This window comes from Acidovorax sp. FW305-C-20-28, from assembly GCF_058783375.1.
The window spans coordinates 88,522-113,999 of sequence record NZ_JBYSYM010000018.1; the positions used below are offsets into that span (position 1 = coordinate 88,522).

General features: G+C 69.7%; 25 protein-coding genes. 16 read left to right on the plus strand and 9 right to left on the minus strand.

Features of this window, described 5'->3' with window-relative positions; all coding sequences use genetic code 11:
• The first annotated feature begins 56 nt into the window (after positions 1-56).
• Entirely contained in the window at positions 57-1,691 is a 1,635-nt protein-coding gene (ggt, locus tag AC3WOH_RS20510; RefSeq protein WP_492231175.1) for a gamma-glutamyltransferase, read from the plus strand.
• 44 nt (positions 1,692-1,735) lie between these two features.
• Here the strand turns inward: ggt and AC3WOH_RS20515 are convergent, their stop codons facing one another.
• Positions 1,736-2,512 (minus strand): helix-turn-helix domain-containing protein, encoded by a 777-nt coding sequence (locus AC3WOH_RS20515; protein WP_492231176.1) that lies wholly within the window; start codon positions 2,510-2,512, stop codon positions 1,736-1,738.
• Between the two features lie 161 nt (positions 2,513-2,673).
• Here AC3WOH_RS20515 and AC3WOH_RS20520 point away from each other — a divergent pair, with 161 nt between their 5' ends.
• From AC3WOH_RS20520 to AC3WOH_RS20560, 9 genes are all read left to right on the plus strand, one after another.
• On the plus strand, positions 2,674-4,335 hold the full coding sequence (locus tag AC3WOH_RS20520) for an FAD-dependent oxidoreductase (RefSeq protein ID WP_492231177.1): 1,662 nt from the start codon (positions 2,674-2,676) through the stop codon (positions 4,333-4,335).
• On the plus strand, positions 4,310-4,516 hold the full coding sequence (locus AC3WOH_RS20525; RefSeq protein ID WP_492231178.1) for a DUF2783 domain-containing protein: 207 nt from the start codon (positions 4,310-4,312) through the stop codon (positions 4,514-4,516). The genes AC3WOH_RS20520 and AC3WOH_RS20525 overlap by 26 nt, the downstream gene beginning before the upstream one ends.
• A 28-nt stretch (positions 4,517-4,544) precedes the next feature.
• Positions 4,545-5,510, plus strand: a complete 966-nt coding sequence (locus AC3WOH_RS20530) for an MBL fold metallo-hydrolase (protein ID WP_492231179.1) — start codon at positions 4,545-4,547, stop codon at positions 5,508-5,510.
• Positions 5,511-5,547: 37 nt separating this feature from the next.
• Positions 5,548-6,531 (plus strand): fumarylacetoacetate hydrolase family protein, encoded by a 984-nt coding sequence (locus AC3WOH_RS20535; protein WP_492231180.1) that lies wholly within the window; start codon positions 5,548-5,550, stop codon positions 6,529-6,531.
• Positions 6,528-7,184 (plus strand): maleylacetoacetate isomerase, encoded by a 657-nt coding sequence (maiA, locus tag AC3WOH_RS20540; protein ID WP_492231181.1) that lies wholly within the window; start codon positions 6,528-6,530, stop codon positions 7,182-7,184. Before AC3WOH_RS20535 ends, maiA begins: the two co-directional genes overlap by 4 nt.
• A 27-nt stretch (positions 7,185-7,211) precedes the next feature.
• The gene (locus AC3WOH_RS20545) at positions 7,212-8,204 is read left to right on the plus strand and encodes a tripartite tricarboxylate transporter substrate binding protein (protein WP_492231182.1); all 993 of its coding nucleotides are present in this window, start codon (positions 7,212-7,214) and stop codon (positions 8,202-8,204) included.
• 7 nt (positions 8,205-8,211) lie between these two features.
• The gene (locus AC3WOH_RS20550; RefSeq protein WP_492231183.1) at positions 8,212-9,777 is read left to right on the plus strand and encodes a fumarate hydratase; all 1,566 of its coding nucleotides are present in this window, start codon (positions 8,212-8,214) and stop codon (positions 9,775-9,777) included.
• A gap of 18 nt (positions 9,778-9,795) precedes the next feature.
• Positions 9,796-10,581 (plus strand): class II aldolase/adducin family protein, encoded by a 786-nt coding sequence (locus tag AC3WOH_RS20555; protein ID WP_492231184.1) that lies wholly within the window; start codon positions 9,796-9,798, stop codon positions 10,579-10,581.
• Between the two features lie 83 nt (positions 10,582-10,664).
• Positions 10,665-11,660 (plus strand): Bug family tripartite tricarboxylate transporter substrate binding protein, encoded by a 996-nt coding sequence (locus AC3WOH_RS20560; protein WP_492231185.1) that lies wholly within the window; start codon positions 10,665-10,667, stop codon positions 11,658-11,660.
• A 24-nt stretch (positions 11,661-11,684) separates the two neighbouring features.
• Here the strand turns inward: AC3WOH_RS20560 and AC3WOH_RS20565 are convergent, their stop codons facing one another.
• Entirely contained in the window at positions 11,685-12,455 is a 771-nt protein-coding gene (locus tag AC3WOH_RS20565; RefSeq protein ID WP_492231186.1) for an IclR family transcriptional regulator, read from the minus strand.
• 88 nt (positions 12,456-12,543) lie between these two features.
• On the opposite strand from AC3WOH_RS20565, the gene AC3WOH_RS20570 reads away from it, so the two are divergent.
• The 5 genes from AC3WOH_RS20570 to AC3WOH_RS20590 are packed head-to-tail and all read left to right on the plus strand — an operon-like array spanning position 12,544 to position 18,787.
• Positions 12,544-13,344, plus strand: a complete 801-nt coding sequence (locus tag AC3WOH_RS20570; RefSeq protein WP_492231187.1) for an enoyl-CoA hydratase — start codon at positions 12,544-12,546, stop codon at positions 13,342-13,344.
• A complete protein-coding gene (locus AC3WOH_RS20575) occupies positions 13,341-15,452 on the plus strand; it encodes an acetate--CoA ligase family protein (protein WP_492231188.1) in 2,112 nt (703 codons plus the stop codon). Before AC3WOH_RS20570 ends, AC3WOH_RS20575 begins: the two co-directional genes overlap by 4 nt.
• A 29-nt stretch (positions 15,453-15,481) precedes the next feature.
• Complete coding sequence (locus AC3WOH_RS20580; RefSeq protein ID WP_492231189.1) at positions 15,482-16,462, plus strand: tripartite tricarboxylate transporter substrate binding protein; 981 nt, start codon at positions 15,482-15,484, stop codon at positions 16,460-16,462.
• 4 nt (positions 16,463-16,466) lie between these two features.
• On the plus strand, positions 16,467-17,624 hold the full coding sequence (locus AC3WOH_RS20585; RefSeq protein ID WP_492231190.1) for an acyl-CoA dehydrogenase family protein: 1,158 nt from the start codon (positions 16,467-16,469) through the stop codon (positions 17,622-17,624).
• The gene (locus AC3WOH_RS20590) at positions 17,624-18,787 is read left to right on the plus strand and encodes an acyl-CoA dehydrogenase family protein (RefSeq protein ID WP_492231191.1); all 1,164 of its coding nucleotides are present in this window, start codon (positions 17,624-17,626) and stop codon (positions 18,785-18,787) included. The genes AC3WOH_RS20585 and AC3WOH_RS20590 overlap by 1 nt, the downstream gene beginning before the upstream one ends.
• Before the next feature lie 2 nt (positions 18,788-18,789).
• On the opposite strand, the gene AC3WOH_RS20595 is transcribed toward AC3WOH_RS20590, so the two are convergent.
• The 3 genes from AC3WOH_RS20595 to AC3WOH_RS20605 all read right to left on the minus strand — a co-directional run bounded on the left by AC3WOH_RS20595 (position 18,790) and on the right by AC3WOH_RS20605 (position 20,796).
• On the minus strand, positions 18,790-19,353 hold the full coding sequence (locus AC3WOH_RS20595; RefSeq protein WP_492231192.1) for a hypothetical protein: 564 nt from the start codon (positions 19,351-19,353) through the stop codon (positions 18,790-18,792).
• Positions 19,354-19,625: 272 nt separating this feature from the next.
• Positions 19,626-20,024 carry a nuclear transport factor 2 family protein gene (locus tag AC3WOH_RS20600; protein ID WP_492231193.1) on the minus strand — a complete coding sequence of 133 codons (399 nt, stop codon included), beginning with the start codon at positions 20,022-20,024 and terminating at the stop codon, positions 19,626-19,628.
• 7 nt (positions 20,025-20,031) lie between these two features.
• Positions 20,032-20,796, minus strand: a complete 765-nt coding sequence (locus tag AC3WOH_RS20605; RefSeq protein WP_492231194.1) for an SDR family oxidoreductase — start codon at positions 20,794-20,796, stop codon at positions 20,032-20,034.
• A 110-nt stretch (positions 20,797-20,906) separates the two neighbouring features.
• On the opposite strand from AC3WOH_RS20605, the gene AC3WOH_RS20610 reads away from it, so the two are divergent.
• Positions 20,907-21,854 carry a LysR substrate-binding domain-containing protein gene (locus tag AC3WOH_RS20610; protein ID WP_492231195.1) on the plus strand — a complete coding sequence of 316 codons (948 nt, stop codon included), beginning with the start codon at positions 20,907-20,909 and terminating at the stop codon, positions 21,852-21,854.
• A gap of 93 nt (positions 21,855-21,947) precedes the next feature.
• On the opposite strand, the gene AC3WOH_RS20615 is transcribed toward AC3WOH_RS20610, so the two are convergent.
• The 4 genes from AC3WOH_RS20615 to AC3WOH_RS20630 all read right to left on the minus strand — a co-directional run bounded on the left by AC3WOH_RS20615 (position 21,948) and on the right by AC3WOH_RS20630 (position 25,442).
• Complete coding sequence (locus AC3WOH_RS20615; RefSeq protein ID WP_492231196.1) at positions 21,948-22,133, minus strand: CsbD family protein; 186 nt, start codon at positions 22,131-22,133, stop codon at positions 21,948-21,950.
• A gap of 119 nt (positions 22,134-22,252) precedes the next feature.
• Positions 22,253-22,660, minus strand: coding sequence for a DUF3703 domain-containing protein (locus AC3WOH_RS20620; protein WP_492231197.1), 408 nt, complete (start codon positions 22,658-22,660; stop codon positions 22,253-22,255).
• On the minus strand, positions 22,657-23,253 hold the full coding sequence (locus tag AC3WOH_RS20625) for a hypothetical protein (RefSeq protein ID WP_492231198.1): 597 nt from the start codon (positions 23,251-23,253) through the stop codon (positions 22,657-22,659). The genes AC3WOH_RS20620 and AC3WOH_RS20625 overlap by 4 nt, the downstream gene beginning before the upstream one ends.
• Complete coding sequence (locus tag AC3WOH_RS20630; protein WP_492231199.1) at positions 23,250-25,442, minus strand: heavy metal translocating P-type ATPase; 2,193 nt, start codon at positions 25,440-25,442, stop codon at positions 23,250-23,252. The genes AC3WOH_RS20625 and AC3WOH_RS20630 overlap by 4 nt, the downstream gene beginning before the upstream one ends.
• Positions 25,443-25,478: the final 36 nt, after the last annotated feature.

Genomic DNA, 25,478 nt, shown 5'->3' on the forward strand with positions numbered 1-25,478 from the left:
CTGCCTCTGGTGGCCGGCGCTTTGGGCTTTCTCCCATTCCCTTTCTGAGTCTCTCCATGAAAAAACAAGCAATGGTGTCCTGCCCGCAGCCCGAGGCGGCGGAGTCCGGCATCGAGGTCCTGCGCGCGGGCGGCAATGCGGTGGACGCGGCCGTGGCCGTGGCCCTGTCGCAGACCGTGGTGGACCCGCTGATGTGCGGCATTGCGGGCTTCGGCACGGCGGCGGTGTACCTGCCGGGCAAAGCGGGCACGGAGGCGCACGAGTATTTCGACTTCCATGCGCCCGCGCCGCTGGCCGCGCGCGAGGACATGTGGGCCGCGCTGCTCGAAGGCGAAACCAAGGACGGCTTTGGTTTCATCCTCAAGGGCCGGGTCAACGATATCGGAGCGCAGTCCATAGCCACCCCCGCCACGCTCAAGGGCCTGGCCGCCATGCACGCCGCCCACGGCCGCCTGCCGTGGAAAGAGGTGGTGGCGCCCGCCATCGCCTGGGCGCGCAACGGCTATTTCGTGCGCCCCGGCATGTACTCGTTCTGGATCGACCAGACCCTGGCCGGCCGCGCCAGCAACATGGACCGCCTGCACTTCAGCGAAGAGGGCCGCGCCCTCTACTGCCGCCCCGACGGCAGCGCCAAGCCCATCGGCACGCCCATCGTCAACGAGAATTTCGCGCGTGTGCTCGACCAGGTGGCTGCAGAAGGCATTGACCCCTTCTACGAAGGCGAGCTGGCCCGCCGCATGGTGGAGCATGTGCAGTCGCTGGGTGGCCTGTTGTCGATGGACGACCTCAAGAACTACCAGGTGCGCCGCGCGACACCCCTGGTGGGCCGCTACCGCGACCGCGTGGTCACCACCAACCAGCCGCCGGGCGGCGGCGCCATGCTGCTGCAGATGCTCACCATCCTCGAAGAGTTCGACCTGGCCGGCATGGAGCACAACGGCCCCGAGTACCTGCGCATCCTGAGCGAGGTGATGAAAAAGGCCACCACCGACAAGGACCGCCACATCGGCGACCCGGCCTTCGTCGAGGTGCCGCTGGACCAACTGCTGTCCAGGGAGAACGCAGCCCGCGTGGCCGCCGACATCCGCGCCGGCAAGCGCCACAGCGTGGAGCGCGTGAACCTGGGCGCGCCCGTGCCCAAGGACACCACCCACATCAGCGTGGTCGACGGGGAGGGCGGCTGTGTCTCCCTGACCCATTCGCTGGCCATGCCCTCAGGCGTGATCACGCCCGGCATGGGCTTCTTCTACAACGGTGCCATGGGCGTGTTCGACCCGCGCCCGGGCCGCGCCGGCAGCATCCAGCCGGGCAAGAGCCGCTTCACCTCGTCGTGCCCCAGCATCGTGTTCAAGGATGGCCAACCCGAGATCGTGCTCGGCGCGCCCGGCGGCACGCAGATCGCCATGGGCGTGCTGCAGGTGCTGCTCAACCTCATCGACCACCGCATGGGCATGCAGGAGGCCGTGTCGGCACCGCGCTTTTCGTCCACCAGCAACTCCATCGACGTGTGCAACCGCATCCCGCGCTACGTGGCACGCGAGCTGCAGGCCCAGGGCTACGAGGTGCTGCGCAACCCGTACAACTACACCATCGGCTGGGTGCACGGCGTGCAGATCGGCGCCGACGGCACGCTGCACGGTGGGGCCGACCCGGGGCGCGACGGGGTGGCGTACGGGACGGCGCTGGCGTAGGCTGGCTCGGCCGAGATGGGCCGGGCCAGGTCCGGCCAAGGCACTTAGCTCGGCCGGGGTCGCCCCAGTGCCAGAAACTCGCGCAGGTTGGCCACGCCGAGCTTGGTGAACACGCGCTCCTTGTAGGTGACCACGGTCGCGGGCGACAAGGCCATCTGGCGGCCGATCTCCTTGGCCGTGCAGCCGTCCATCAGCAGCTCGGCCGTGGCCCGCTCGCGCGGGGACAGCGTGCCCCAGGCCGTGTCCTCATCCCCGTCTTCGGGGAAAGCCAGCTCGTTGTGCCGGCAGGCCAGGCCCATGAGCGTGCTGCCGTACTGGCCGAGCAGGGTGGTGGCACGGCCCATGTCGAGCGGCACGCGTGAAAAATAGAAGTTCAGGTAGCAGCGGTGGCCGCCCTGCAGGCCCAGCAGCGACACCTTGCCGGTGAAGCCGGGCTCATCGAACAGCACGCGCCGGTATTCCGAATCGCCGATGCCCGTGGGCGACATGCCCAGCAGGCGCAGGTCGGCGCTGCCGTGCGCGGGCGCCTGGGGCGCGGTGCTGCTGCCCTCGCGCACCAGCGGGTAGTTGGGGTCGCGCCGGTACAGGTGCTTGACGTAGATGTCGGTGGTGGAATCGATCAGCGGCTGGTTGCACACACTGGCCGCCGCCGCATGGCGGATGCGCCCCTCGGGGTCGTAGCTCAGGTGGCTGAAGTGGTCGGCGCCCAGCACCGTGTGGACGCCCTCGAGCAGGCGCGCATGGAAGCGCGGCCTGCCGATGTCCGCCACGCATTGCCCCAGCCAGGCGTCGCGCGTAGCCAGCGCGGGTGTGCAATCCATTGTCTTGTCTCCTGTGCGTTCTGCCTTGCGTGGGGTGCGCAGGCGCGCTTTCTCGAAATGATGCCACAGACCATGGCGACCCGCATGTCCCCTCGCGAGAGGACAGACGGCGGGCGCGTTGACTTCCAGAATTCCCCTCCAGTCAACGCCCTTCCGATGCCATGCACGTCCTGCCCCGCTACCCCTTTCGCCGCCCGCCTGAACTGGACGGGCCTTCTCCTTCGGATCCACGCCCCGTCGTGGTCATCGGCGGCGGGCTGACCGGCCTGGCCCTGGCGCTGGACCTGGTGCGCCGCGGCGTGCCCGTGCTGGTGCTGGACGACGACGACACCGTGGGCGTGCGCGGCCTGGCCTCGCGCGGCATGTGCTGGGCCCAGCGCACGCTGGACATCTTCGAGCGCCTGGGCGTGGCCGGCCGCATCACCGCCAAGGGCGTGGCCTGGAACGTGGCGCGCGTGCTGGCCAAGGACCAGCCCGTCACCTCCTACGCGCTGCAGGACCAGCCCGACCTGCGCCACAACGGTTTTGCCAACCTGCAGCAATACTATGTGGAGCAGTACCTGGTGGAGGCGCTGCAGGCCGAGCCACTGGCCGAGCTGCGCTGGCTCAACACCGTCGAGGGCCTTGAGCCCACTGGCCAGGGCGTGCGCCTTACCGTGGGCACGCCCGAGGGGCGCTACGCACTGCAGGCCCGCTGGGTCGTGGCCTGCGACGGGGCCGCCAGCCCCAGCCGTGCCGCCCTGGGCCTGGCGCCCGTGGTGCATGACCGCACCGAAGACCGCTGGATCATCATCGACATCATGGTGCCCGGTTGCGACTGGGCGCAGGAGCGCTGGACCTGGCTGGACGCCTCGGCCAACGGCGGGCGCGCGGTCTGGCGCCACAAGATGGCCGACGACACCTGGCGGCTCGACTTCCAGCTGCGCGAGGACGAGGACGCCGTGGCGGCCGCCACGCCCGAGGCCATGCGCCGCCGCGTGCATGCGCTGTTCGGCGACGACCTGGTGTTCGAGATCGCCTGGTCCGGCGTCTGGGCCTACCGGCACGAATGCCTGGCCGACCTGCGAGCCGGCCGTGTGCTGTTTGCCGGCGATGCGGCCCACCTGGTCGCGCCTTTCGGCGCGCGCGGCGGCAACGGCGGCGTGCAGGACGCCGACAACCTGGCCTGGAAGCTGGCCCTGGTGCTGAACCATGGCGCCGACGAGGCGCTGCTCGGCACTTATTCCACCGAGCGCAAGCAGGGCGCCTTCGAGAACATCCGCCAGGCGCGCCGCTCCTCGCGCTTCGTGCACCCGCAGGGCCATGCCTCGGCCCGGCTCTGGCGCGAAGCCATCATCGCCATGGCACCCCAGTTGCCCTGGGCCGCGCGCAGCATCAACACCGGCCGGCTCTCGGCCCCGTGCCGCTATACCGATTCGCCGCTGCTGGCCGAAGGTGCCGACGCCGCAGGGGAGGGCGATGCACTGCCCGATGTGCGCCTGGGCCCCACCAGCCTGCACCGCCTGCTGGGCCCCTGGTTCACCCTGCTGGTGTTTGCCGACCGGCTGCCACGTGCGCTGGCCTCGGTGCAGCACCCGCTGCTCACCGTGGTGCTGCTGTCCCCGGCCTGCGACAAGCCGGCCCGCGCGGCGCTGCTGCGCCAGCTCGGGGTGGGGTCGGACAGCGGCGAGTGCTGGCTGGTGCGGCCCGACCAGCATGTCGCCACGCGCCGGGCCCACCTGCAGCCTGGGCTGGTGCCCGCGCTGCTGGCCGCCGCCCTGGCCCCCGTTCCCACCGATCCACCAACCACCCTTGCCCATGACCTGCACGCAACAACAGCTTGACGACGTACTGGAGTCCCTGATCGCGCTCACCGATACCGCCACCCCCGCCGTGCAGAGCGATCTGCTCGCCCGCCTGGTGCTGGCGCTCGCGGCCGAGGTGGACGACGCCGCGCGGCTGCAGGCCGCCATCGCCAGCGTGGCCCGCTCCGCCGGCCGCAGCCTGCAACGCGCACTGCCTTGAATTACCACTTGAATCGAAAGAAAGCACGATGAGCCACTCCACCGCATTCGCTTCGCAGGCCGACCTGGCCGAGAAGAAGACCAGCTTCACCCAGCTGTCCGCCAACGCCTGGGCCTATACCGCCGAAGGCGACCCCAACTCCGGCGTGATCATCGGCGACGACAGCGTGATGGTCATCGACGCCACCGCCACCCCGGTGATGGCCGCCGCGCTGGTGCGCCGCATCCGCGAGGTGACCGACCTGCCCATCCGCCACGTGGTGCTCACGCACTACCACGCCGTGCGGGTGCTCGGCGCCGCGGGCTTCGTGCCCGAAGGCGCGGTCAACGTGATCGCCAGCCGGGCCACGCGCGACCTCATCGTGGAGCGCGGAGCCGAAGACATGGCCTCGGAGATCGGGCGCTTCCCACGCCTGTTCCAGGCCCAGGAGAGCATTCCCGGCCTGACCTGGCCCACCCTGGTGTTCGAGAAGGAGCTGACCCTGCACCTGGGCAGCCTCGAGGTGCAGTTGCTGCATCTGGGCGCCGGCCATACCAGCGGCGACAGCATCGCCTGGATCCCCTCGCAGGGCATCGTGTTCTCGGGCGACCTGGTGGAGTTCAATGCCGGCGTCTACACCGGCGACGCGCACCTGGCCGCCTGGCCGGACACTCTGGACCACCTGGCCGCCCTGAAGCCCGAGCAGCTTGTGCCCGGCCGCGGCCCGGCGCTGCGCACGCCGGCCGACAGCCTGAGCGCCATCGCCTACACGCGCAGCTGGGTGCAGACCCTGCTGCAGTGCGCGCGCGACGGGGTGGCCGCGGGCCACACGCTGCAGCAGGTCTATGCCGACACGCGGCGCGTGATGGACCCGGTGTTCGGCCAGGTCTTCATCTACGAGCACTGCATTCCCTTTGATGTCTCGCGTGCCTACGACGAAGCCCGGGGCATCGCCAATCCGCGCATCTGGACCGACGTGCGCGACCGCGAGATGTGGGCCGCCATCCAGTCCTGAAAAGTCCTGACGCCAACGATTCCCCAGCCACCTTTCCATGAAACTCGCCACCCTCCGAAACCACCACCGCGACGGACAGCTCGTGGTCGTCAGCCGCGACCTGCAGCGCATGCGCGCCGTGCCCGAATGCGCCACCCTGCAGGCCGCCCTGGACCACTGGGACGCCATGGCACCCGTGCTGCAGCGTGTTGCCGACGCACTGCAGGCCGGGCAGGGGCCCTTCGAGGCCTTTCGCCCCGAGGCCTGCGCCGCGCCGCTGCCGCGCGCCTACCAGTGGCTCGACGCGTCGGCCTACCTCAACCACGTGGAGCTGGTGCGGCGCGCACGCGGTGCCGACATGCCCGAAGAGCTGCGCCGCGAGCCGCTGATGTACCAGGGCGGGTCGGACGACTTCCTGGGCGCCACGGACCCCATCGAAGCCGCCGACGAGGCCTTCGGCATCGACCTGGAGGCCGAGGTCATCGCCATCACGGGCGATGTGCCCATTGGTTGCAGTGCCGAGGCCGCGCTGGGCCGCGTGCGCCTGGTGGGCCTGGCCAACGACGTCACGCTGCGCCATCTGGTGCCGCCCGAAATCGCCAAGGGCTTCGGCTTCCTGCAGTCCAAGCCTGCCACGGCGCTGTCGCCGGTGCTCGCCACGCCCGACGAGCTGGGCCCGCACTGGCGCGGCGGCAAGCTGCACCTGCCGCTGCTCTCCGAGCTCAATGGCGAACGCCTGGGTGCGCCCGATGCCGGCGTGGACATGGACTTCGACTTCGGGCGGCTGATCGCCCATGCCGCGCGCACGCGCCGGCTGGTGGCCGGCACCATCGTGGGCAGCGGCACCGTGTCCAACCGCGACCCGGCCGCGGGCGTGAGCTGCCTGGCCGAGCGCCGGGTGCGCGAGCAACTGGGCGGCGCGAGCGCTCTCACCCCCTTTCTGCGCAGCGGCGACCGGGTGCGCATCGAGATGCGCGACCCCGAAGGGCACAGCCTGTTCGGCGCCATCGCGCAGACCGTGCGCACAGGGGTGGCGGCATGAGCGCAGGGCAGGGCCTGCGCCTGCACACCTACTTTCGCAGTTCGGCGGCGTTTCGGGTGCGCATTGCGCTGGAGCTCAAGGGCCTGGCCTGGGAGCCCGTGCCCTGGCAGCTCGCGGCCGGGGCGCACTGCGGCGAGGCCTACCGCGAGATCGCCAGCTTCGGCCTGGTGCCGCTGCTCGAAATCGACGGGCTGCGCCTGCAGCAGTCCATGCCCATCATCGAATACCTCGATGCGCGCTTTCCGGCCGTGCCGCTGCTGCCCGCGGGCGAGGCCGAAAAAGCCCGGGCGCGCGCGCTGGCCCAGCTCGTGGCCTGCGAGATCCACCCGCTCAACAACCTGCGCGTGCTCCAGTACCTGCGCAGCACCCTGGGCCTGCCCGAGACCGAGGTCGGCGCCTGGTACCGCCACTGGTGCGCCGAAGGCCTGGCGCGCATGGAGACCGAGCTGAACCGCGTGCCCGCCAGCGGCGACTATGCGCTGGGCGCGTCGCCCTCCATCGTCGACTGCTTTCTGATCCCGCAGCTGTTCAATGCGCGGCGTTTCGAGCTCGACCTGCAGCCCTATGCCCGTGTGCGCCACATCGAACAGGCGTGCATGGAGCTGCCTGCATTCCAGCGCGCCCAGCCCTCCCGCCAGGCCGACGCCCGCTAAGAGAAAAACCACCCACGGAGACCTCAGATGAAACCTACCCCTGCGTTTGCGATGTGCGCACGACGTTCCCTGCTGGCAGCGGCCTGCCTGCTGCCACTGTCCCGCCTGGCGCGCGCCAACGGCGCCGACACCCGGCCCATTGAATGGGTGGTGGGCTATGCCGCCGGCGGCGGCTCCGACCTGGTGGCCCGGCTGCTGGCCGAATCCATGGGCAAGTCGCTGGGGCAGGCCATCGTCATCGTCAACAAGCCGGGCGCGGCAACCAACATCGCGGCCGACTACGTGGCCCGGTCGCGCGAGCGCGGCCGCATGCTGTTCAGCGGCGACTTCGCGACCCTGGCCGCCAACCCCGCGTTGTTCGAAAAGCTCAGCTACGACGCGGCCAAAGACCTCGCGCCGGTGGGCATGATGGCGCGCTTTCCACTGATCCTGGTGGTCGCGCCCCGGGTGCAGGCCGGCAACTTCAAGGAGTTCCTGGCCTGGGCCAAGGCCCACCCGCAGGGCGTGACCTATGCCTCGCCCGGTGCCGGCACGGCCCACCACCTGGCAACCGAGCTGCTGCGCGAGCGCACGGGCCTGAATCTCGTCCACGTGCCCTACCGGGGCGCTGCGCCTGCGGTGCAGGACCTGCTGGGCAGCCAGGTCGATTTCATGCTCATCGATTCGGCCAGCGGCCTGCCGCACATCGCGGGCGGCAAGCTGCGCGCGCTGGGCGTCACCACCGAGCAGCGCACGCGCGTGCTGCCCCAGTTGCCCACCCTGGCCGAACAGGGGCTGGCCGGGTTCGATGCCTATTCGTGGCAGGGCCTCACGGTGCCCACGGCCACCGCGGCCGACGACGTGAAGCGCTTCAACGCCGCCCTGGTCGCGGCCCTGCAGTCCGAAGCGGTGCAGGCCAAGCTGCTCGCCATGGGCGTGGAGCCCACGCCCGGCACTGCGCAGCAGATGGCCAGCTACGTGGCGACCGAGCGCGAGCGCTGGGGCAAGCTGATCCGCGAGCGCGGCATCAAGGTCGACTGAGGTGCCCGTGGCAACCCCCACCCCCACCACGATCCGGTACGACGATCTCGTCGAGTCCGTCGCTGCTGCGCTGCAGTACATCAGCTACTACCATCCACCGGACTACATCGCCCACCTGGCGAGGGCGTATGAGAAGGAGCAAAGCCGGGCCGCGAAGGATGCGATGGCGCAAATCCTGGCGAGCAGCAAGATGAGCGCCATCGGGCGGCGCCCCGTATGCCAGGACACGGGCGTCGTGAACGTGTTCCTGAAAGTGGGGATGGATGTCCGGTGGGCGGGGTTCGAGGGGACCCTGGACGATGCCATCAATGCCGGTGTGCGGCGCGCCTACACCGATCCCGCCAATCCGCTCCGGGCGTCCGTGGTGGCCGACCCCCAGTTCGAGCGCAAGAACACCAGGGACAATACGCCCGCGGTGATCTTTGCCGAGATCGTTCCCGGTAACACCCTGGAAGTGTTCATCGCCGCCAAGGGGGGAGGAAGCGAGAACAAAAGCCAATTCGCCATGCTCAATCCTGGCGACAGCGTGGTGGACTGGGTTCTCAAGACCGTGCCCACCATGGGCGCGGGATGGTGCCCTCCGGGCATGCTCGGGATCGGCATCGGCGGCAGCGCCGAGAAGTCGATGGTCATGGCCAAGGAAAGCCTGATGGACGACCTGAACATGTACGAGCTGCAGGCCAAGTCCTCGCGCGGCGAGAAGCTCGACAAGGTCGAGGAAATGCGCCTCACGCTGTACGAGAAGGTCAACGCCCTGGGCATCGGCGCGCAAGGCCTGGGCGGCCTGACCACGGTGCTGGACGTGAAGATCAAGATGTACCCCACCCACGCGGCCAGCAAGCCCGTGGCCATGATCCCCAACTGCGCGGCCACGCGCCACGCCCACTTCGTGATGGATGGCTCGGGCCCGGTGTACATCACCCCGCCCTCGCTGGACCTGTGGCCCAACGTGAACTGGGCGCCCGACTACAACAAGAGCAAGAAGGTCAACCTGGACACCCTGACCAAGGAAGAAGTGGCCAGCTGGAAGCCCGGCGACACCCTCTTGCTCAACGGCAAGATGCTGACCGGGCGCGATGCCGCGCACAAGCGCATCCAGGACATGCTGGCCAAGGGCGAGAAGCTGCCCGTGGACTTCACCAACCGCGTGATCTACTACGTGGGCCCGGTGGACCCGGTCAAGGACGAGGCCGTGGGCCCGGCCGGCCCGACCACCGCCACGCGCATGGACGGCTTCACCGAGATGATGCTCGCCCAGACCGGGCTGATCGCCATGATCGGCAAGTCCGAGCGCGGCCCGGTGGCCATCGAGGCGATCAAGAAGCACCAAAGCGCCTACCTGATGGCCGTGGGTGGCGCCGCCTATCTGGTGAGCAAGGCCATCAAGAAGGCCAAGGTGCTGGGCTTTGCCGACCTGGGCATGGAAGCCATCTACGAATTCGACGTGGTGGACATGCCGGTGACGGTGGCGGTGGACGCAGGCGGCACCAGCGCCCACATCACCGGCCCGGCCGAGTGGCAAAAGCGCATTGCGGCAGGTACCGGCAAGACAATCACGCTCGAGAGCGTCTGACGTACAAAGGAAATGGCGATGTTCGATGAACGGGATTTGGCGGCCACCCGCCCGGCAGGCATGGAGAGCGAAGAGTGGCGCCTGCGCGTGCAACTGGCGGCGTGCTACCGCGTCTTTGACGCCCGGGGCTGGAGCGAGGAGATCTTCAACCACATCACGCTGAGCGTGCCCTCGCACGCGGCCCACTACCTCATCAACCCGTTCGGTCTGCACTATGGCGAGGTGACGGCGAACAACCTCGTCAAGATCGACCTGCAGGGCAATCCGGTGGGGCAGGCCAGCTACCCGGTCAACCGCGCCGGCTTCGTGATCCACAGCGCGATCCACGGCGCACGGGCCGACGCGCACTGCATCATGCACACCCACAACACAGCGGGCGTGGCCGTGTCGTGCAAGGAAGAGGGGCTGAAGTTCAACAACTTCTACTCGGCCTTCCTCAGCGGCAACGTGGCCTACCACGACTTCGAGGGCATCACCGTGCACCCGGGCGAGCAGGACCGCCTGGTGCAGAGCCTGGGCAACAGCAACTGCCTGATCCTGCGCAACCATGGCCTGCTGGTCGCGGGCCGCAATGTGCCCGAAGCCTTCTACTTCAATTACGTGCTGCAGCGCGCCTGCGAGGTGCAGGTGCTGGCCGACTCCATGGCCGGCTCCAATGTGCCGATCGCAGCCCAGGCGCTCGCGGTCTCGTCGCGCGACGTGGGCCTGACCGACCCGGACAACGACCTGTACGCCAAGCTGTTCTGGGCTGCGGTGCGCAGGGCAGGGCTGACCCTCTATGACCTTGTGCAGGCGCCGGCATAAACTCCGGAGCCTTTGAACAGGTTTTTAGATCCGGGCCAACGCAGTTTCGATCCATTCCATTACAAACAATGAGGAGACCGACCATGACCGCATCCACATCCCTGTCGCGCCGCGACGCTCTGCAATGGGCCCTGGCCGGCGCCGCAGGCACGCTGCCCTTCATGGCCCAGGCCCAGGCCATCGACACCGTGAAGATACTGGCCGGCTTTGCCGCCGGCGGCACGGTGGACACCCTGGCGCGCCGCGTGGCGACCCAGATCACCGGCGGCTATGCCAAGTCGGCCGTGGTGGAGAACAAGACCGGCGCGGGTGGGCAGATCGCCATCACCGCGCTCAAGGCGGCGCCGGCCGATGGCGCGACCTGGCTGGCCACGCCCATGTCCATGCTGGGCATCTACCCCCACACCTACAAGAAGCTGCCCTACGACCCCGTGGCCGACGTGACCCCGGTCTCGCTGGGCGTGGTGTTCGACATGGGCTTTGCCGTGGGCCCGCAGGTGCCGGCATCGGTCAAGACCGTGCCCGAGTTCCTCGAATGGTGCAAGGCCAACCCCACGGGTGCCAACTTCGGCTCGCCCGCACCGGGCTCGGTGCCCCACTTCGTGGGCGAGCTGATCAGCCGCGCGGGCAAGGTGGACATGCGCCACGTGGGTTTCCGGGGTTCGCAGCCGGCCATTCTGGACCTGCTGGGCGGGCAGATCGCGGCGGTGTCCGCGCCGGTGGGCGAATTCCTGCCCCACCTGCAAGGCGGCAAGATCCGCGTGCTGGCCACCTCGGGCGCCACGCGCAACAAGTTCGTGCCGGGCGTCAGCACCCTCATGGAGCAGGGCTTCAAGGACATGGCCTACAACGAATGGTTCGGATTCTTCCTGCCGGGCAAGGCACCGGCCGAGCTGGTGCAAAAGGCCAACGCCGCCATCCGCACGGCGCTGGCCGACAAGGACGTGGTCGCCGGGCTGGCCGCCATGGGGCTGGAGGCGCGTTCGTCCACGCCGGCCGAGCTGGCGGCGCTGCTCAAGGCCGACGGCGAGCGCTGGGGCCCGATCGTGAAGGCGATCGGCTTCACCGCCGAGTCCTAATCCGACCGTGGGGGCGCCGCGGGCTCATGCAGGGCCGTTGGGCCCGCTCTCACCCAGCAGCTTCACCAGCATCTGGCCCAGCTCGGCGCGCCGCGCCGGGGTCATGCGCGGCTTGATCGCCGCGATGGAAATGGCCGCAAACGGCACGCCGCCGGGGTCGGGAATGGTCGCGCCCACGCCGGCCACGCCCTGTGTCACGGTGTCCACCATCTCGGCATAGCCCAGCTTCTGGGTCTTGGCCACCACCTTGCCAAAGCGCTCCGCCGTGAGGCCCGCCGAGTCGAAGGCCGGCGTGTGCTGGCTGCGGATGCGCGCAATGTCCTGTGCCCCCGCACTGGCCAACAGGGCCATGCCGCCCACGCCGATGCCCAGGGGCCGGATGTCGCCCACCCGCGTGCTGAAGATCTTGACCGGAAAAGCACCATCCTCGCGCTGCAGGCAGACCGTGTAGTCGCCCTGGCGCACCAGCAGGAACACGGTGTCTTCCGATATGCGGGCCAGCCGGCGCATCAGGCCGCCGTAGGTGGCCACCAGCGGCGCCCGGCTCAGCGAGGCAAAACCCAGGCGCATGACCTCCAGGCCCAGGCTGTAGCGGCGCGTGAGCGGGTTGCGGTCGGCGAAGTGCTCCTCCACCAGGCAGGTCATCAGGCGGTGCGCGGTGGAGCGCTCCAGCCCCGTGGCCGCCACCACCTCGCTCACCGCCATGCCGTGCTCGTGGTGCTCGCCCAGCACCCGCAGGATCTGCAGGGCGCGGCGCATGTTCTGGGCCCCCGGGGTTTCCACAGGTTTGCTCACGATGTGGGATTTGTCTCTGTTGTTGTTTGTCATGTGGACATTGTTGCCGGACCATCGCTGCATTGCCAAGGACCCACCCGCACCCACCATGAACCCATCGACAGAGCCGATCACCACCGAAACCCTGGGCGCCGTGCGCCGCATCTGGCTGAACCGGCCCGAGGCGCGCAACGCGCAGAGCCAGCAGATGCTGCAGGCCCTGGACCAGGCCTTCGCCCAGGCCGAGAACGACCCCGACATCCGCGTGGTGGTGCTCGCCGCCCGGGGCGCGCATTTCTCGGCCGGCCATGACCTCAAGCAGGCCCAGGCCGAGCGTGCCGAGTTCACCGTGGAGCAGCGCTGGGCCTATGAGGAAAAGCACTACTACGGCTACTGCCTGCGCATCTGGGACTTCCCCAAGCCCACGGTGGTGCAGGTGCAGGGCGCCTGCGTGGCCGCGGGTTTCATGCTGGCCAACATGTGCGACCTGGTGGTGGCGGCCGAGGACGCCTTCTTCTCCGACCCCGTGACGCACACCATGGGCGCGGCGGCCACCGAGGTGCTGATCCACCCCTGGGTGATGGGGCTGCGCCAGGCCAAGGAGTTCCTGTTCACCGGCGCGCGCTGGAGCGCGCAGCAGGCACGTGAGGCCGGCTTTGTGAACCGCGTGGTGCCCATGGCCGATCTGGAGGCAGAAACCCTGGCGCTGGCCCAGCGCATCGCCCAGGCGCCGCCCTTTGCGCTGCGCGTGCTCAAGAAATCGCTCAACCGCTCGGTCGACGTGCGCGGCATGCGCGAGGCGCTGTCTGCCCACTTCGATCTGCACCAGCTCAGCCATGTGAGCGAGGAGTACCGCCAGACCAAGGAAGCGGGCTTGGCCAGCGCCATCGCCAAGGGGGCCCGCGCATGACGACGAACCCGCACCGCCTGCAACCCCTGCTGGCCCCGCGCTCCATCGCCCTGGTCGGCGCCAGCGACAACCCGGGCCGCATCGGCGGCATGCCGCTCGATCTGCTGCGCCACTTCGGCTTTGCGGGCGCGGTCTACCCGGTCAACCCCAAGTACCAGGAGGTGTTCGGCTACCGCTGCTACCCGGATATCGAATCCCTGCCCGAGGCCTGCGACCTGGTGGTGCTGGCCATTGCCGCGCCCGAGGTCACGGCCATGCTGGAGCGTTGCCACGCCCGGGGCATCCCCGCCGCCATCGTCTACGCCGCCGGCTTTGCCGAGGCGGCCGGCGAGGGGGCGGCCCTGCAGCGCACGCTGGAGGACTTCGCGCAGCGCAGCGGCATGGTGGTGGCCGGCCCCAACTGCATGGGCTTTGCCAACCTGAACCTGCATGCCTACACGGCCTTCGCCTCGGTGTTCAAGAACGTGCCGCCGCAGGCGGGCCCCGGGCGGGCCAGCATCGTCACGCAAAGCGGCAATGTCTGCTCGGCCGTGTTCGCGCTGGCGCGCCGGCTGGGCGTGCCGGTGAGCCACTTCATCAACACCGGCAACGAGGCCTGCGTGGAGTTCTCCGAATACCTGCAGTACCTGGCGGCGGACGAGTCCACCGAATGCGTGGTCGGCTATGTGGAGCAGTTGCGCGACGGGCCGCGCTTCATCGACGCGGCGCTGGCCTTTGCGCGCCAGCGCAAGCCGCTCATCCTGTACAAGGCGGGCGAGACGGACAAGGGCTCCGAGGCCGTGCGCTCGCACACCAGCGCGCTGGCCGGCGACCTGGCGCTGTACAAGGCGGCCTTCGAACAGCTCAACGTGATCCGCGGCACGGACTTCGCCCAGATGGCCGACCTGGCCTACCTCAGCGGCTTTCGCGCACGCCAGGGAGGGCCGCGCGTGGCCATCGTCACCATGTCGGGGGCGCTGGGCGCCATCCTGGCCGACAAGTTCATCGGCGCCGGGCTCGAGGTGCCCACGCTGAGCGAAGACCTGCAGCGCACCCTGCGCGAGGGCATCCCCGACTACGGCATGGTGTCCAACCCCGTGGACGTGACGGGCAATGTGGTCAACTCGCCGCAGTTCGTGCGCACCATCCTGGGGGCGCTGGCGCAGTCGGACCAGGTCGACACCGTGGTGGTCTATGCGCCGGGCTACCTGCTCGACCGCATGGCCGAGCCGCTGGCCGAGGTCTGCGGCCAGTGGAACAAGCTCTTCGTGGCCATCGACACCGGTGCCGCCCGGTGCCGGGACCAGCTCACGCAGACAGGCGTGCCGGTGTTCGACGACATCGGCCGCGCCACGCAGGCGCTGGCACCGTTCTGCCAATGGCTGGCCCGCCATGAGGGTGTGGCGCGCTGGGCGGCGCTGCGCCAGGCGCAGGCGGTACAGCAGAGCACGGCACCGGCGCTGCCCGCAGCGCTCAACGAGCATGCCACCAAGCTGTTGCTGGCGGGCTATGGCGTGCCCTCGCTGCAGGGCCTGCCGGCCCGCGATGCCGACGAGGCCGTGGCGGCAGCAGGGCAGATTGGCTACCCCGTGGCGCTGAAGATTTTGAGCGCCGACATCGCCCACAAGACCGAGGCCGGCGGCGTGTACCTGAATGTGGCCGACGCTGCGGCGCTGCGCACGCACTGCGCCGACATGCTGGCCAGCGTGCAGCGGCACAGCCCCGCGGCGCGCATCGACGGCTTTCTAGTGCAGCCCATGGCCAGCGGCGGCGTGGCCGAGCTGATCGCCGGCATCACGCACGACCCGGTGTTCGGCCCCGCGCTCACCGTGGGCCTGGGCGGCGTGCTGACCGAGCTGTACCGCGACGCCAGCCACCGGCTGCTGCCCGTGGATGCCGCCATGGTGCAGGCCATGCTGCGCGAGTTGCGCGCCTGGCCGTTGCTGGACGGCTTTCGCGGCCGGCCCCTGGCCGATGTGGCCGGGGCCTGCGCAGGCATCGCCGCGCTGTCGCGCGCCCAGGCAGCCCTGGGCCCGCAAGTGCGCGAGATCGAGATCAACCCCCTGCAGGTGCGCGCGCAGGGGCAGGGCGCTTTCGCGCTGGACGCGCTGGTCGTCGTGCAGGACTGAGCGCGCAGGCATTTCACAAGGAGACAAGCATGGCATCCCTCTTTTGCAAGATCGCTTGCGCCCTGGCCGCGGCCACTGCGCTGGCGGCCACCGCCCCGGCCCTGGCGCAGGACGGCTACCCCAACAAGCCCATCCGCATGGTGCTGCCGTTCCCGCCAGGCGGCGTCACCGACCTGCTGGCACGGGCCCTGGCCGACAAGCTCGGGCCGCGCCTGGGCCAGCCGGTGATCGTGGACAACAAGCCGGGCGCCGGCACGGTGCTGGCGTCCGACCTGGTGGCCAAGGCCCCGGCCGACGGTTACACCGTGCTGCTGGCCGCATCTTCGCTGGGCACGGCGCCGCTGATCTACAGCAAGGTCAACTACGACGCGATCAAGAGCTTCACGCCCGTGACCCAGGTTGCGTCGGTGGTGCATGTGCTGGTGGTGAATCCGTCCCTGCCCGTGAAGTCGGTCAAGGACCTGGTCGAGTACGCGCGCGCCCACCCGGGCAAGCTCAACTACAGCTCCACCGGGGCCGGCACGTCGACCCACCTGGAGGGCGAGCTGTTCAAGAGCATGGCCAATGTCTACATGGTGCACATCCCCTACAAGGGCAGCGGGCCGGCGCTGACCGACCTGGTGGCCGGCGAGGTGAACGTGATGTTCGACGCGCTGGGCTCCTCGGGCCCCTTCATCAAGGCCGACAAGCTGCGCGTGCTGGCCGTGACCACGGCCAAGCGCTCCGAATCCATCCCCGAGCTGCCCACGGTGGCCGAGTCCGGCGTGCCGGGCTACGAGGCCATGCCCTGGCTGGGCCTGGTGGCCCCGGCCGGAACGCCCGCGCCGGTGGTGGACCGCTTGCACCGCGAGATCGCCGCCATCCTCAAGGAGCCCGACATCCGCGAGCGCTTCAAGGGCTGGGGGCTGGACATCATCGGCAATACACCCGCCGAGTTCGCCAGCTTCATCCGCCGCGACGTGGACCAGTGGGCGCGCGTGATCAAGAAGGCCAGCATCAAGGCGGACTGAACCCATGCGCTTTGCGATCACCGAACAGCAGCAGCTGGTGCAGGACAGTGCCCTCGACTGGCTGCGCGGCAACTACGATTTTCACCAGCGCGCGGCCGGCGTGCACCGCGAGGGCGGGCTGCCCGGGGCCTGGCAGGGCTTTGCCGAGCTGGGCTGGCTGGCCCTGCCCCTGGCCGAAGACGTGGGCGGCCTGGAGGGCGATGCCCTCACCGTGGGCCTGCTGGCCCAGGCCCTGGGCGCGCACCTGGCGGTGGAACCCTATGTGGCCCAGGTGGCGCTGGCACTGCGGGCGCTGGACCGCTGCGCCACGCCGGCGCAGCGCGCGGCCTGGCTGCCGGCCCTGGTGGCCGGCCAGGAGCGCCTGGCCTGGGCCCATGCCGAGCCGGGCGACGCCACGCCGTTTGCACCGCGTGCCTGCACGGCGCTGCGCCAGGGGGATGGCTGGGTGCTGCGCGGTGTGAAGCAGGCGGTGCGCGGGGCCCGCGGCGCCGCGCACTGGCTTGTGTCCGCCCGCGGCGGCGATGGCCGGGCCCTGCTGCTCAGGGTGCCGGCCGGGCTGCCCGGCGTGCGCGTGGATGCCTATGAGACCAGCGACGGTGCAGTGGCGGCCGACCTGTACTTTGACGCCGCGCTGGTGCCGGCCCAGTGCCTGGTCGGGGAGGAGGGGGCCGGCGCCGCGCTCGACGAGGTGCTGGCGTTCGGCATGGTGGCCGCCTGCTGGCAGGCCACGGGCACCATGCAGGCGGCGCTGGCGCAGACCCGGCGCTACACGGCCGACCGCCAGCAGTTCGGCCAGGCGCTGGCGCAGTTCCAGGTGGTGCAGCACCGCATCGCCGAGATGGCAGTGCTCTGCACCGAGGCCCAGGCGGCCTGCGAGCTGGCGGCCATGCGCGTGGACCTGGCCCGTGGCGAGGCGCTGCACGCCGTGGCCGCCGCCGTGCGCAGCAAGGTGGTGCGCGCGGCCGGCTTCGTGGCGCGTGAATGCGTGCAACTGCACGGCGCCATGGGCGTGTGCGAGGAGCTGCCGATGGCGGCCAGCTTTCGCTGCCTGCTCGCCTTCGAGGCCGAGGACGGCAACGCCGACACCCACGCCCGCTGGCTGGGCCGCCATGCCCTGCATTCACAGCGCCACGCGCACAGCCAGACACTGGGAGAACATTGATGGATTTGGCATTGAGCCCGCAGGACCGTGCATTCCGCCAGGAGGTGCGCGACTTCCTGGCCACCCACCTCACGCCCGGGCTGCGCCAGGGGCAGGCGCGCACCACGGCCATGTACCCCGAGCCGCATATCTCCGGCCCCTGGCAGCAGGCGCTGCAGGCGCGCGGCTGGTTGGTGCCCCTGTGGCCGGTGGCGTGGGGCGGCACGGGCTGGTCGGCGCTGCAGCGCTTCATCTTCGAGACCGAATGCGCGCTGGCCGGCGCCCCGCTGGTGCACCCCATGGGCGTGCGCCTGGTCGGCCCCGTGCTGCTGCGTTTTGGCACCGAGGCGCAAAAGCGCGAACACCTGCCGCGCATCCTGTCGGGGCAGGACTACTGGTGCCAGGGCTTCTCGGAACCCAACGCGGGCTCCGACCTGGCCGCACTGCAGCTGCGCGCGGACCGCGATGGCGACGACTACGTGCTCAACGGCACCAAGATCTGGACCACGCACGCCCACCACGCCAACCGCATGTTCGCGCTGGTGCGCACCAGCCGCGAGGGGCGGCGGCAGGACGGCATCTCCTTCCTGCTGATCGACATGGCCTCCCCGGGCATCACGGTGCGGCCCATCGCCACCATCGGCGGCGACCACGATGTGAACGAGGTGCACTTCGAGAACGTGCGCGTGCCCCTGGCCCAGCGCGTGGGCGAGGAGAACGCCGGCTGGGAATGCGCCAAGTACCTGCTCGAGTTCGAGCGCGGCGCGGGCATCTTCAGCCCACGGCTGCGCGCGCAGCTCAAGCGCGTGGCCAGCGTTCTGTCCGCAGTACAAGAGGAAGGACCGTTGTGCCAGGCCTTCGGCGAACTCATTGCCGACCTGGATGCCTTCGAATGGCTGGAGGCGCGCACCATGGCCTCGCTGGCGCCGGGGGGCAGCCCCGGCCCGGTGGCGTCCATCCTGAAGCTGCGCGCCAGCCGCCTCAAGCAGGCCATCGGTGCGTTGGGGGCCCAGGCCCTGGGGCGCAGCGGCCTGCGCTGGCACAGCGAATCGGCACTCCCCGATGCGGCAGGCCCCCAGTGCAGCACGCTGGTGCCCGAATACTGCAACAGCCGTGCCTTCACCATCTTTGGCGGCGCGGCCGAGATCCAGCTGGGGCTGATCGCGCGCAGCCTGGCCGGCTGACGTTATTGAGGCAGCTGCAACAGCACCAGGGCCGCGCTGAGCTCGGCCTTGCGCTGGGCCGCTTCTTCCTGGCGGATGGGGGCGTTGGTGCGCTGGTGCGGCTCGCGCGCATTGGGGCGGCGCCCCTTCATCTCGCTGCCCAGGGCAATGCGCTCGTTGATGAACTCCCCATAGCCGATCTGGCCCACGTAGAGCCGTGACAGCAGCACGGTGGTGCGGGAGTTTTCTTCCTCCACGAGGTCGGCGTACGCGGGCGGCGCATTGCGCAGGCGAAACTCCGCCCCCGCGTTCACACAGTCCTTGCGCAGGCCGGCCCAGGCCTGGATGGCGCGCCTCTCATCGGGCGTGGGGGTCGCCATGCTGGTGCGCAGGGCCGGGGGCGCTGCTTCGGCGTCGGCAACACTGGCCAGCCGAGGCTTGAGCACCGAGAGTGCGGCATGGTTGTCGAGCCCGACCAGGCAGACGGCCGTGGGGTCTTGCGCCGCCGTGCGTTGTACCGGGGCCGGCCCGGTGCTGCTGCACCCTGCGACGGCAAGGCAGGCCATGGCAAAACAAAGCGCTTTCATTTTCTTGCCTTTCTTTCCAGCGGTCGATGTTTCACTCTACCCAAACGGTGGTCCGAAATGGAGGGGGCAAAACGGGGTCGCGCTGTCCTCCTACAGCCCCTGGGGCCACCCGAGGGGCGGCGCCTGCTGCAGTGGGCGTGGGCGATGGGCTCGCCTCCTACAAGGGCTATCGCAAAGCTTCTGGCCGGATCAGAAAAGCACCTGCGAGCCCCTTTGTCGACCCCCCGCCGCCAGTGCCCGGCCGAAGTCCTGCGCCATGCCCTGGCGTTTGGTCATGCCGGCCGAAATGCTTCGGCTGCGGCGGCTGTGTTGAGGGCTTCTCTCAGCCGCTTGATCTTTCCGCCTGCCGCGATGAGCAGGCCCGCATAGGTCTGCCGGTACGGCCGCCCGGACGCAGCGACCTTGGCATCTACCGTGTATTCGGCAAACGCCCTCTCCGGCGTTTCGATCCAGAACTGGATGTCGCCAAAGCGGAAATCCGGGACCTTCACCAGCAGGCCTGCAATGAGCCGGCCGATGGCATCGCGCCCTTCGGCGCGGACCTGGATCCAGGGCAGTTCGAGCACGCCGTCTTCGGCAAACAGGCTGGCGGCGGCCTCGGGCGTGCGTATGGCGCGCAGGTAGGCGCGCAGCAGTTCCGGGGCGGTTGGCAGGGTGGGCTGCTGGCTCATCGCGTCCTCACACCTGGGCCTGGCCGCCATCGGCGAACAGCTCGATGCCGTTGACGAAAGCCGAGTCGTCGGACGCGAGAAACACGGCGGCCTTGGCGATGTCTTCCGGCTGGCCCATGCGGCCCAGCGGTACCTGGGTGGTCAGGTAGTCGAGCAGGCCTTGCTGCTGCGCGGCATCCGGGCCCGCGAGTTCCACGAGACCCGGCGTGTGGATGGGGCCGGGCGACAAGGTGTTGATGCGGATGGCGCGGCCTTTAAGGTCCAGGATCCAGCTGCGCGCCAGGTTGCGCACGGCCGCCTTGGTGGCGCTGTAGATGCTGAAGTTGGCGGTGCCCAGCACACTGGTCGTCGAGCCCGCCAGGATGACGGAGGCGCCGGCCGTGGCAGCGTCCAGCAGGGGCAGCGCCTTCTGCACCGTGAACACCACGCCCTTGACGTTGCGGTCAAACGTGTCGTCGAAATGCGCCTCGGTGATGCTGCCCAGCGGGAGCATGCTGCCACCACCCGCGTTGGCATAGAGGACATCCAGGCGGCCGTGCTCGGTTCGCACCTGGTCATAGAGCCGATCCAGGTCCGCCAGGTTCGTGGAGTCGGCTTGCACGCCGCGGGCCTGGGGACCTATGGCGGCCACAGCCGCATCGAGTTCGGCTTTGCGGCGCCCCGTGATGTAGACCGTCGCGCCTTCTGCGACAAAGGCCTTGGCGGCTGCCAAACCGATGCCGGTGGTTGCACCGGTGACAACAGCCACCTTGCCTGCGAGTTTCTGGACCATGAGATTTCTCCGTGATGGGTTGGTAGGAGCCTCAAGCGTAAATAGTTCGTTTGGTTGAATAAATGGTGCAATCCATTCAATACAATTCATGGTGGTGAATAATAGAATCCATGGACCAGTTGCTTGCCCTGAAGGTGTTTGTGCGCATCGCCGAAAACGGCGGCTTCTCCCGCGCCGCCGATTCGATGAACATTCCCCGTCCCAGCGTGACCAAGCTGGTGCAGGATTTGGAGCAGCACCTCGGTGCCCGGCTGCTGCAGCGCACGACCCGAAGGGTCAGCATGACGGCCGACGGCGTGGCCTACTACGAGCGCGCCAAGCGGCTCATCGCCGAGCTGGAGGACATGGACCAGCTGGCCAGGGGGGCGAGTGCCCAACTGCGGGGGCGCTTGCGGGTCGACGTAGGCTCCGTGCTGGCCAACCGCATCCTGATTCCTGCGCTGGCGCAGTTTCGGGCGCGGTATCCGGACCTGCAGCTGGAACTGGGCGTGAGCGACCGCCCGGCGGACATGATCAGCGACGGCGTGGACTGCGTGGTCCGCGGCGGGGACCTGCCGGACTCCACCCTGGTGGCGCGGCGCCTGGCCGATCTGGCCTGGGTGACCTGTGCCTCGAAGGACTACCTGGCGGCCCATGGAGAGCCCCGGCATCCCGATGAGCTGCTGGCCCTGCACCCCGCCAGCGGACGGCCGGTGCATACGCTGGCGGGCTATTTTTCGTCACTGAGTGGTCGCGCCTTTCCCCTGGAATTCCACCGGGCTGGCGAACGCCTGCTCGTCAAGGCCGGCGAAGCCACCTCCGTCAACGAAAGCACGGCCCATCTCAACGTGCTGGTGCATGGGCTGGGCATCGGCCAGACCTTTCGCTTCGCCGCGGCCCCCTGTTTGTCCAATGGAACGCTCAAGGAGGTGCTGACCGATTGGTCCCGCCCCGCCCATACCATCCGCCTCGTCTACCCCAGCAGCAGGCAACTGAGCGCAAAGATCCGCGCGTTCTCGGATTGGGCGGCAGACCTGTTCAAGCGTTACGACGACGGCCCCTCGGGCGGTGCCATGTGATGGGGTGACTGCAGAACCGCTGGCACCACAGGTGCACGGCCGCGCAAAAAAAAAGCGGCCTTCGGGCCGCTTTGCCGGTGTCGCGGGCGACCCTCAGATCTTGTCGATGGCCTTTTTCACCGCTTCCTTGGCGTCGCCCACCTTGGCCTGGGTCTTGCCCACGGCCTGGTCGGCCAGGCCCTCGCCCTGCAGCTTGGGGCTGTCCACGAGCTTGCCTGCGGCTTCCTTCACCTGGCCCTTGATGTCGGTGGCGCGTCCTGCGACTTGGTCTTTGTTCATGGTTCGCTTTCCTTGGTTGGCACCGCCATACGTGCGGTGCCCCTAGGATGGGCCCCCCGCAGGGGCCTGGCTGTCGGAGAGCGGCCCATCTGCGCGTCGGGCAGAGCTGCGCAGTGCCTTCAACCTGGGCGGGCGACGGCACCGGTGTCCACGGCCCGCAGGGCCGCGTGGATGCGCGCGGTGATGTCCGCAGCCGGCACCATGGGCCGCAATGCCGGCACATGCGCGCGCCCGATGTTGCCGATGGGCAGGCGCTGCAGCAAATGCCCGAGCGGCACCAGCGCCAGGCGCAGCAGCTGGCCGGCCACTTCGCGCCCATCGCGCAGCTGCAGGGCATAGCGCAGCATGGCGGTGTGCGAGCGCCAGTGCAGGCCCAGCTTGGTCTGGCCCAGCACATGGGCGGCCTCCAGCCAGGGCCAGCGCGTTGCCGGTGGCTCGCCGGCGCTGGCCTCGAAGCGTGCCAGCAGGTGCGCGAAGGCCTGGGGCTGCAATGTGGGCGCGGGTGGGGCGGGCAGCGGGGCGCTCATACCGCGGCCCCCGCACGGTCGCGCGCCCATTGCACCCAGCGCCGCTGCCGATGGCGGTAGAACACCCAGGCAAAGGCAGCGCTGAGCGGCGTCATCAGCCAGGGCAGGTAGCGCGCCCGCACGTAGACCTCGTCGGCGTAGCAGGTGCGCTCGGGCATGCCCGGCGTGCCGGGCAGGCTGTGCACGGTGATGCGGTGGTCCCACACGCGCATGAGCTGGCCCGTGCCGTTGTCGCGCAGCAGCGGCCAAGCGCCCGGGATGTCGGGCGCGTGCACGCTGATGCGCGCGGTCTGCCGGCCCATGGGCAGCAGGCCGAAGAGGGCAAAGCGCAGCTCGGTGTCGCCCATCGGCCAATGCGCGGGCCAGGCGCCCTGCACGGTGCCAAAGCGCAGCAGCGGCGCCGTGATGTGGCAAAACAGCGCCGTGGTCTGCAACTGTGCGGCCACCCACGCGGCTGGGGCGGGCAGGGTGGTGGTCAGGCAGATGCGCAGGCTGCCGGGCGGGCGCGCCAGGGTGGATGCGGGCGGGCCCATCTCGCTGCTGCCCAGGGTGGTCGCCACGGCGGCTTGCGGGTCGGTGGGGTGGTGGTTCATGCGTCTGTCTTGCTGTTGGATGACGTGGGGCTGACCTCGGTGCGCAGCATGCGCAGGCCGTTGGCCACCACGAGCAGGCTGGCACCCATGTCGGCGAACACTGCCATCCACATGGTGGCCTGGCCCGCCAGCGCCAGGCCGAAGAACACGGCCTTGATGCCCAGCGCCAGCGTAATGTTCTGCACCAGCACGCGGTGCGTGCGGCGCGACAGGCGCACCGTCTCGGCCACGCGGCGCAGGTCGTCGTTCATGATGACCACGTCGGCCGTCTCCATGGCCACGTCGGTACCAGCGGCGCCCATGGCAAAGCCGATGTCGGCCTTGGCCAGGGCAGGGGCGTCGTTGATACCGTCGCCCGCCATGGCCGTCATGCCGTGCTGTTGCTGCAGGGCGGCGATGGCGGCCAACTTGTGCTCGGGCAGCAGGCTGGCCTGCACCTGGTCGATGCCGGCCTCCTTGGCGGCGGCCTGGGCGGCGGCGGCATGGTCGCCGGTCAGCATCACGGGCACCACGCCCAGGGCCTTGAGGTCGGCCACGGCCTGCACGGCCTGCGGGCGCAGGGTGTCGGCCACGGCGAACAGGGCGCGCACGGCATAGGCGTCGGCCAGCAGGGTCACGCTGCGGCCCTGGGCCTCGTGCTCAGCAGCGGCGGCCTCGACGGCGTCGGTCCAGAGGTTGCGCTCCTGCATGAGGCGGCGGTTGCCCAGTTGCCAGGTGGTTCCGTCGATGCGGCCTTGCACGCCGCGCCCGGCCAGGGCGGTGAAATCGTGCACTTCGGGCAGATCGGCGCCTGCCGCATCCCCCAGCCCGGCCGCGATGGCCTTCGATACTGGGTGGTCCGAGCGGCCTGCCAGCGCACGCGCCACGTCGGTGGCGGCATCGTCGCCCAACTGCGTCTGGCCTACCAGCACGGGCTTGCCGGCGGTGATGGTGCCGGTCTTGTCGAAGGCCACGGCACGCAGGCCGCGCGCCTGCTCCAGCCACGCTCCGCCCTTGACGAGGATGCCGCGCCGCGCCGCCGCGGCCAGCCCGCTGACCACCGTGACGGGCGTGGAGATCACCAGCGCGCAGGGGCAGGCGATCACCAGCAGCACCAGCGCGCGGTAGATGGCATCGAGCCAGGCCCAGCCCAGCACCAGGGGCGCACCCACGGCCACCACCACGGCCAGCACGAACACGGCGGGGGTGTAGACGGCGGCAAAGCGGTCCACGAAGCGCTGCGTGGGCGCGCGGCTGGCCTGGGCTTCCTCCACCGCGCGGATGATGCGGTCCAGCGTGGTGTGGCCTGCCGCAGCGGTCACCTGCATGGTCAGCTCGGCCTGGGCGTTCAGCGTGCCGGCGTAGAGCTTGTCGCCCCGCACCTTGTCCACGGCCAGGCTTTCGCCGGTGACGCTGGATTCGTCCACCGCGCTGCGCCCGGAGGCCACCGTGCCGTCCAGCGGCACCCGGCCGCCCGGGCGCACGCGCACCGTGGCGCCCACGGCCACCTCGGCGGCGGGCAGGGTCTGCCACTGGCCGCCGGGCTGCTGCACCTCGGCCTGGTCCGGGCTCAGCGCCAGCAGCGCGCCAATGGCGTTGCGCGCCCGGCCCACGGCCCCTTCCTCGATGCGCTCGGCCAGGGCGTACAGGGCCATCACCATGGCGGCCTCGGGCCATTGGCCGATGGCGAAGGCCCCGGTGACGGCAACGGCCATCAGCGTGTTGATGCCCAACTGCCCGCGCATCAGCGATTTCAGGCCGGCTTTGTAGATGCCCAGGCCTGCCAGCAAGATGGCCACCGCCGCCAGCGCCATGCCGGCGTAGTGCCATAAGGGTGTGTCGGGCCCCAGCAAATGGGCCAGCTCGGCCGCCAAGGCCGCCGCCAGCGATGCACCTATGCGGCCCCAGCCGGGCAGGGCGCCGTGGTCGTGGCCTTCATGGCCGTCTTCGGCTCCGTGGCCATGGTCATGGCCATCGTGGTCCTGGTGGTTGTGGCCCTCAGCATGTGCGTGCGCATGCGGTTGTGCTGCTGTCTTGGCTGATGGCGCATCGGCCGAGCAACTGCTGCCGGGGGCGCAGCAGGACACATTGATCTGCGGCGCGCGCCGCGCACCCGATGACGTCTTGGGCATGGGCAGGGCCACCGCCGCGGGGGTGGATGGCTCGGGTGGACCTTGCGGATGGGTGGTTCGGCTCGACTCGTTTGTCATGGTCTTTTCCTTTGCGGGGGCGGCTTGCGATCCGCC